Genomic DNA, 7,187 nt, shown 5'->3' with positions numbered 1-7,187 from the left:
AATACCCAATACCAGCATCCCGATCTCGCCGCCTGACACACCGCCAAGCGAACAGCCTAGACCAACGGGATGAGGGGTCCCTTTTCGACGCCGATCACCCCGCTACCGGGGTCCCTTTTCCACGCCGATCCACATACCAGCGGATCGATGCTGACACGCACACGGTTCGTCCCCGCGGCGGTGGTCAGCCGGGCCGTGGTGTCAATGTCGATGTACTTGACGTCGACGTTCAGGAAGGTGCGAGGCCCGATGTCGACATCGACGCCCGCCTGCAGTGCGTAACCGGCGCTGTCGCTCATGCGCACCTTCGTCGACCCGAGCGCGCCTTCCAGTGCGTCGCTGGCATTCTCGGCATAGAAGACCGTGTAATTGACGCCGGCGCCCACATAGGGCCGGATCTTGCCGGTGGGCGCGAGATGGTATTGCAGGGTCAGCGTCGGCGGCAGCACCCACGTACTCGCAACCGTATCGATGGCGGCGATTGAGCCTCGCCCCGTCGCCTTGTGCTTCGTCGTGGCGACGATCAGCTCCGCGCCGATGTGGTCGGTCGCCATGTAGGTGAAATCAACCTCGGGCATCACGCTGTCGGTCACGCCCACCCGGCTGCCCGGAAGGCCGGAAACCTCACCGGAACTCTCCGTCGGCGACACCACGATGCCGCGGACGCGCACCAGCCAGTCGCCGGCGGCGGTCTGCGCCGCGGCCATGCCGGGAGTGAGCAATGCCGCGGTGAACAGGGCGGCGGTCAGGTAGGCGCGCATGGGAGACTCCTCGAAGTGAGCTCCGCGGCTAGTCCCTGATCTCCCGGTCTCGATTTGACCTGCGACAACCCGGGACCTTCGTACAATCCCTTATGCCCGAGGGCGCGGCAGCTCCTTATCGGCGGTGGGGAAGGGAAGTATGATGCAATTGGCCGCCGCTCAGTCGACACTCTCATCGCGTTGCATGGGCTGCGCTGCCCGCAGCCGTTCGCTCTGCAGCAACTTCTCGCCGGAGGCGGCACGCGAGTTCGACCGGCTCGCCCGCCCGATCACGCTCGCGCGCGGCGAGACGCTGGTCTGGGAGGATGACGACACGCTGCTCGTCGGCTTCGTCGTGTCCGGAGTCCTTAAGCTGACCGCGTCGCTCGCCGATGGACGCGAGCAGATTCTGGGACTTGCCGGCATGGGGGACGTGGTCGGCAGGCCGTTCGGTACACGGAGCAGCTATTCCGTCACAGCGCTCGGACAGACCCGGCTTTGCGTTTTGGGGCGACCGGCCTTCGAGCAGTTCGCCGCAACCCACCCGGAGGTCGAGCATGCACTGCTGCTGCGCGCCCTGGACGAGCTCGACAGGGCGCGTCGATGGATGCTGTTGCTCGGCCGCAAGTCGGCCGGTGAGCGGGTTGCCAGCCTGCTAGTCGAGTTTGCGGAACGATCGCCAGAGGACAACGTCGCGTTTCCCCTCACCCGACAGCAGATGGGCGACCTTCTGGGGCTCTCGCTCGAGACAGTCAGCCGCGAGCTGAGCAAGCTCAAGGCCAGAGGCCTGATCACCTTGTCGGTGAAGCATTTCCGCGTCGAGGACGAGGCGTGCCTTCGCCAGCGCGCGGCCTGACATCCGGAACATTGCGGATATTGGCGCCGCGGTCGCCCTCCTAGCATCGATCCAGGCTAGAGGAGGGAACCCATGAAGAACATCCTGCTGCTGATCCACGGCGATGAAGGACAGGAGGCCCGGTACCAGTCGGCTCTCGACGTTGCGCGCGCGGTGGGCGGGCATCTCACCTGTCTCGACCTGACGATCATCCCCGAGGTGATGGGCGACTATGTGGCGATGGGCGTCGGCGGCCTTCTGCTCGCCGAGGAGCAGGAGAGCGAGACCCTTCACGGTGTCCGGATGCGGGCGCGGCTCGAGCGCGAGGACGTCCCGTTCGACTGGACAGAGACGACCGGCTTTCTGTCGCAGACGATCGAAGCTCGGGCGCGAATGACGGACCTGATCGTGCTCAGCACGGACGAGGACGGCAAGCTTCTCCCGCGCATGCGGGACGTGATCGGCGATCTGCTGGTGCACACCGGCAAACCCGTGCTCGCCGTACCTCCGGCTTCTCGCAAGCTCGATGTGCGGGGTCGCGCGATCGTCGCTTGGGACGGCTCGCCGGACGCGGAGGCGGCGCTGACTGCGGCCATGCCGCTCCTGTCGCTCGCCCGCTGCGTCACGCTCTACTATGCCGACGACAAGTCGATGGACACGCCGATCGAGGATGCGGCCCGCTACCTCTCGCGGCATGGGATCGAACCCGTGATCAAGAGGGAGCCGATCGGCATCGACCGGGTGGACGTCGCGCTCCGGTGCGAAGCCGAAATGGGTCACTATGACCTGGTCGTCATGGGCGCTTATGGCCACGCTCGCACGATGGAGACGATCTTCGGTGGCGCGACGCAGGGCATGCTGAAGCGGTGCCGGGTACCCCTGCTGCTCGTCCACCACCGCTAAAGGATCAGGGAAGGACGAGAACGTCGCGGGCGGCAGTATCTCGCTGTCGCCCGTGACAACCGTCACCGATGCAGCTCCTCGTTGAACTTGCCGCGGCCACCATGCTGGTCGCCATCACGTGCGCGGTTCACCTGATGGGTATCGCCGCGCTGATGCTGCTGCTGCGCCTGCATCGGCGCCGGCGGCCGGCCGATGCGAGGCTGATATGGGAAGGCCTGGCTATCGTGGGCGCGGCGACCGGCCTCTTTGTCCTGCATGGCATAGAGATTTGGCTCTATGCCGGCTTCTATCTGTTCGTCGGAGCGTTGCCCTCTCTTGAAGCGGCCCTCTACTTCTCGACCGCGTCCTACACGACGGTCGGCTATGGCGATGTGGTCCTTGCGCCGGGATGGCGGGTGCTCGGCGCCATCGAAAGTGCGAACGGCATCATCCTGCTGGGCTGGTCAACCGCCTTCTTCGTCGCCATCGTGGGCCGCATCCGCTGGCTGGAATCCGAGATCGAGAACACGCAGTGATCAACGCCGAGACCACCCCCGCCGCGACCGCGGAGGACCTGGCGCTGTTCGTTGCGAGCGTGACCGACCGCGCCCTGTTGCTGGCGGCGCCCGACGGAACGCTGACCTATTGGGGCGAGGGAGCGGAGCGGCTGCTCGGCACGCCGAGGAGCGAAGCGGTCGGGCGCAGTATCGACGCCTTCTGGCCAGCGGCGAGCGGTCGATGGCCACAAGCCGGCGCAAGCATCACTGTTCGGCTGGAAGACTGGTGCAAGCGTGCGGACGGTTCGGAGTTCCTCGCCGATATCACGGTCGCGCCCGTGTTCGACGGCCAGAAGCTCCGCGGCTACGGACTGATGATCGCCGACGTCACGGGGCGGCGCGCGGCCGAGCACATGCTGGCCGAGAGCGAGGCGCATATGCGCTCGGTGCTCGCGACTGTGCCGGACGCCATGGTCGTGATCGACGAGCGGGGGCTGATCCAGTCGTTCAGCGCCGCGGCCGAGCGCCTGTTCGGCTACGGGGAAACAGAGGTCCTCGGCCGCAACGTCAGCCTGCTGATGCCCGGCGACCACCGGGCGCGGCACGATCGCTACATCGGTCATTATCTCGAGACCGGCGAGCGACGGATCATCGGCATCGGCCGCATCGTCGTCGGGCAGCGCAAGGACGGCACCGAGTTCCCGATGGAGCTGTCGGTCGGGGAGGCTCACGGCGCCAACGGCAGGATCTTCACCGGCTTCATCCGCGACCTGTCGGACCAGCAACGCGCCGAGTTGCGGTTGAAGGAGTTGCAGGGCGAGCTGATCCATGTTTCACGGTTGAGCGCGATGGGGACCATGGCCTCGACACTCGCGCACGAGCTGAACCAGCCGCTGACCGCGATCGCCAATTACCTGGAGGCGGCGCGTGACCTGCTGGACGCGGAGGATGCGCCCAAAGAGCTTCTGGCCGAGGCGGTCGGCGAGTCCGCCAACGAGGCGCTCCGCGCCGGCCGCATCGTGCGGCGGCTGCGCGAGTTCGTAGCCCGCGGCGAGACCGAGCGTCGCATCGAGCCTGTACCGTCCCTCATTGAGGATGCGATCCGGCTCGGGCTTACCGGCGCGCGCGAGCGCGGCGTGCGCAGTTTCGTGTCGCTCGACCCGGCGGCCAGTCATGTGCTCGCAGACCGCGTCCAGATCCAGCAGGTGCTCGTCAATCTGCTCCGCAATGCGGTGGAGGCGCTGGGCAACGGCGAGGTCAGCGACATCACGACGTCCACGATCCGCGACGGCGCTCATGTGCGTATCGGGATCACGGACACAGGCCCGGGGTTGGATCCAGCAATCGCACCACGGCTCTTTCAGGCCTTCACGTCGAGCAAGCAGGACGGCATGGGCCTGGGCCTGTCCATCTGCCGGACCATCGTGGAGGCGCATGGCGGACGCATCTGGGCGGAGCCCGGCACGGACAAGGGCGCGGCCTTCTACTTTACGCTACCGGCTGCGTCGGAAGGGGACGAGGTATGAGCGAGCGCCGGCTCGTCCATGTTGTCGATGATGAGGATGCCGTCCGCCGCTCGGTCGGCTTTCTGCTCCGCACCTCGGGCTTCGACGTGCAGAGCCATGCCTCGGGCGTAGCCTTCCTCAAGGAGGTCAAAGCGGCGGAGCCTGGGTGCGTGCTGCTCGACGTCCGCATGCCCGAGATCGACGGGCTTGAGGTCCAGCAGCAGATGGCGCAGCGCGGCGTCGGCTGGCCGGTGGTGATCCTGACCGGACATGGCGACGTGCCTATCGCCGTTCAGGCGATGAAGGCGGGCGCTGTCGACTTTCTGGAAAAGCCGTTCGACAAGGCGTCGCTGCTGCGCGCACTCGCCGCCGGTTTCGCGATCTTCGACCGGCATGATGCGGCCGCTGCCTCGGCGCAGGAGGCTGCCACGCGCATCGCCGCGCTGACGCCCCGCGAGCAGGACGTTCTGCGCGGGCTTGCCGATGGTCTGCCGAATAAAACTATCGCCTTCGATCTCGGCATTTCGCCCAGGACGGTCGAGGTGCACCGGGCCAATCTCATGACCAAGCTCGGTGTTCACAGCTTGTCCGAGGCGCTTCGGCTTGCCTTCGCGGCCGGCCTCGGAGGGGAAGCTCGTACATCTACGTAGAGCGTTGTCGCCATAACGAGGGCAGGGTGGCTCGATGGAACAGAACCCCCGAGCGCTCGCCGTCATCGTTGAGGACGACCAGGCCGTCCGCCGATCGTTACAGCTGCTGCTGCACTGGCGCGGGTATGACGTGCGCGCCTACGGCACGGCGCAGGCGAGCGTTGCGGGCGACGACCTCGCCTCCGTAGGCCTGCTGGTGGCGGACTACCAGCTGCCTGATGGGGATGGGATCGGCGTTCTCCGGGCGCTGCAGCGACGTGGCTGGTGCGGACGAGCCGTTCTGGTCACCGGACACCCCAGCGCCGGGCTGAAGGATGCGGCGCTCGCGAGCGGTTTCAATGCTGTTCTCGAAAAGCCGCTCCGCCGACACGAACTGCTCGGCGCGCTCTCACGCTGAGCGATCGCCCACGCGGCACGGGGTGATTTCGCGGTAGACTGAGGGAAGATACGGATAGGCCACGACCCGGCTTCGGTCGATGGTCCATTCCATGTTGTCTATTGCCTTCCTTCTTATGCTCGCGTCCGTGCCGGAAGCGCCTGCGCTGACCGCCGGCACCGTGGCGCAAGCTGCGGCGCGGCTTCGACCGGGCCAGTATCTCTGGGCCCCGCAGGTTGCACCCAGCGGTCCCATGATCATGGTCGTGAACCTCAGGACGCAGCGAGCGACGGTGTACCGCAACGGCATACCGATCGGCATCACCACGGTGTCGTCCGGTCGGCCCGGGCACGAGACACCGCCGGGCGTCTATACAATCCTGCAGAAGGAAGCGGACCACCGCTCCAACTTGTACAACAACGCGCCCATGCCGTTCATGCAACGCCTGACCTGGGACGGCATCGCGCTGCACGGCGGCGCTCTTCCTGGCTATCCGGCCTCCCACGGCTGCATCCGCCTGCCGGAGGCGTTCGCGCGCTTGCTCTTCGCCGAAAGCCGACTGGGCATGATGGTGGTCGTCACGCGGCTTGATACGATGCCGGTGATGGCGGCTACGGAAGCGGCGCCGCTCCTGCCTGATCGGATCGAGCCTACCCTCTGGAAGGCGGAGAAGAGAGGTGCCGCTGCCCTTTCGGTCGTAGTGAGCACGACTGATCGTGAGGTGCGGGTCATTCGCGACGGAAAGGAGATTGGGGCGGCGCCCGTGACGTTGACGGGCAACGTCACGGGCCCGGTCGCTTACCAGCGGCAGGTCGACGGCCGTTGGCTGCGCCTCGACCTGCCAGGCTCGGGGAGGGCCGTCGTACCCGATCTCGGGCCGGACGTGATCGGGGTCGATCCCGACTTTAGCGCCCGCGTGCTGGATGCAGCGGGTCCGGGGACCACTGTGGTGGTTACTCCAGATCGCCTTCGGCCAGAGCTATCCCTTACGTCAACCTTGATGACGGGGAACGAGTAGACCCCGCAATCAGGCAAACGTGACCGATCGTGGCCGCTCTTGGACCTGAGTGCTCCTGCCAGCGTTGATCGTTGCGGAAAGGAGAATTGAGATGAAAGAGGTCCATGATGAGGCCTCGGCAGCAACCGCGAACAACGGCGTCGTCGACGTGAGCGGTCCGGACGCAGTCAATGTGAGCCTCAAGCCTGCCGCAGCGCTCAAGACAGCGGAGCGGATCAGCAGCGCGGCAGTTGAGGCGCTCCTGGAGCAGACGAGCCAGGCATCGAAGGAACGCCACTAACAAATCAGACTTTCAGGTGGCGAGGCGCTCTAGTGGCGCATGGAGGGACCAGACGAGGCCGGACGGTAGCTCCTGTATCCCGCATTGCCCACCGAGACGACGCGGCGTTGCCACGCTTAGCAATCGGTCGCTCCAAGCTGAAAGTGGTGCCCTCATCTGCGGTCCGTCGCGATCGGCCCATTGCAGCCATAAGTAAGACGCCTCGACATCGTTGGCGCTCCAGCTGATCTCGACGTAGCCATTCCTGCTGCTCAAGGCCCCGGTCCTGAATGAGTGATGACGTGACCCCGGTCTTTCATCCAGCGGCAACCAGAGGCCGACCGTGGTTTTCGCGCATGAGCGCAGGTGAAGCAACGGGCGGGGTTAACCCCGCTCGTTGCTGTTCGAGCCCGGCAGCGAACGCA

Annotated in this window: 9 protein-coding genes; 8 read left to right on the top strand and 1 reads right to left on the bottom strand. The window is 66.1% G+C overall.

The genetic code is table 11. From position 1 onward, the window contains the following. Positions 1-56 precede the first annotated feature (56 nt). Positions 57-761, bottom strand: a complete 705-nt coding sequence (locus CA237_RS18890) for an OmpW family outer membrane protein (RefSeq protein ID WP_126015245.1) — start codon at positions 759-761, stop codon at positions 57-59. 142 nt (positions 762-903) lie between these two features. Between CA237_RS18890 and CA237_RS18885 the strand changes: the two genes are divergently transcribed. The 8 genes from CA237_RS18885 (at position 904) to CA237_RS18850 (ending at position 6,783) form a co-directional block, all read left to right on the top strand. Further along, positions 904-1,596, top strand: coding sequence for a Crp/Fnr family transcriptional regulator (locus CA237_RS18885; protein ID WP_037447455.1), 693 nt, complete (start codon positions 904-906; stop codon positions 1,594-1,596). Positions 1,597-1,668: 72 nt separating this feature from the next. Beyond that, positions 1,669-2,478 (top strand): universal stress protein, encoded by an 810-nt coding sequence (locus CA237_RS18880; RefSeq protein ID WP_037447218.1) that lies wholly within the window; start codon positions 1,669-1,671, stop codon positions 2,476-2,478. A 68-nt stretch (positions 2,479-2,546) separates the two neighbouring features. Further along, positions 2,547-2,993: an ion channel gene (locus tag CA237_RS18875; RefSeq protein ID WP_037447215.1), complete on the top strand. Its 447-nt coding sequence runs from the start codon at positions 2,547-2,549 to the stop codon at positions 2,991-2,993. After that, positions 2,990-4,480 carry a PAS domain S-box protein gene (locus CA237_RS18870; RefSeq protein ID WP_241215560.1) on the top strand — a complete coding sequence of 497 codons (1,491 nt, stop codon included), beginning with the start codon at positions 2,990-2,992 and terminating at the stop codon, positions 4,478-4,480. Before CA237_RS18875 ends, CA237_RS18870 begins: the two co-directional genes overlap by 4 nt. Next, positions 4,477-5,109 (top strand): response regulator transcription factor, encoded by a 633-nt coding sequence (locus tag CA237_RS18865; protein WP_037447212.1) that lies wholly within the window; start codon positions 4,477-4,479, stop codon positions 5,107-5,109. The genes CA237_RS18870 and CA237_RS18865 overlap by 4 nt, the downstream gene beginning before the upstream one ends. Before the next feature lie 34 nt (positions 5,110-5,143). Next, positions 5,144-5,506 (top strand): response regulator, encoded by a 363-nt coding sequence (locus tag CA237_RS18860; protein WP_037447209.1) that lies wholly within the window; start codon positions 5,144-5,146, stop codon positions 5,504-5,506. Between the two features lie 91 nt (positions 5,507-5,597). Further along, on the top strand, positions 5,598-6,503 hold the full coding sequence (locus CA237_RS18855; protein ID WP_164523927.1) for a L,D-transpeptidase family protein: 906 nt from the start codon (positions 5,598-5,600) through the stop codon (positions 6,501-6,503). Positions 6,504-6,594: 91 nt separating this feature from the next. Continuing rightward, complete coding sequence (locus CA237_RS18850) at positions 6,595-6,783, top strand: hypothetical protein (protein ID WP_037447206.1); 189 nt, start codon at positions 6,595-6,597, stop codon at positions 6,781-6,783. Positions 6,784-7,187 lie beyond the last annotated feature (404 nt).

Origin of the sequence: Sphingomonas sp. ABOLH (genome assembly GCF_003951715.1) — a bacterium.
GTDB lineage: Bacteria > Pseudomonadota > Alphaproteobacteria > Sphingomonadales > Sphingomonadaceae > Sphingomonas > Sphingomonas hankookensis_A.
Note: the sequence above shows the minus strand (reverse complement) of the source record. Positions and strands in the feature narration are given on the sequence as shown.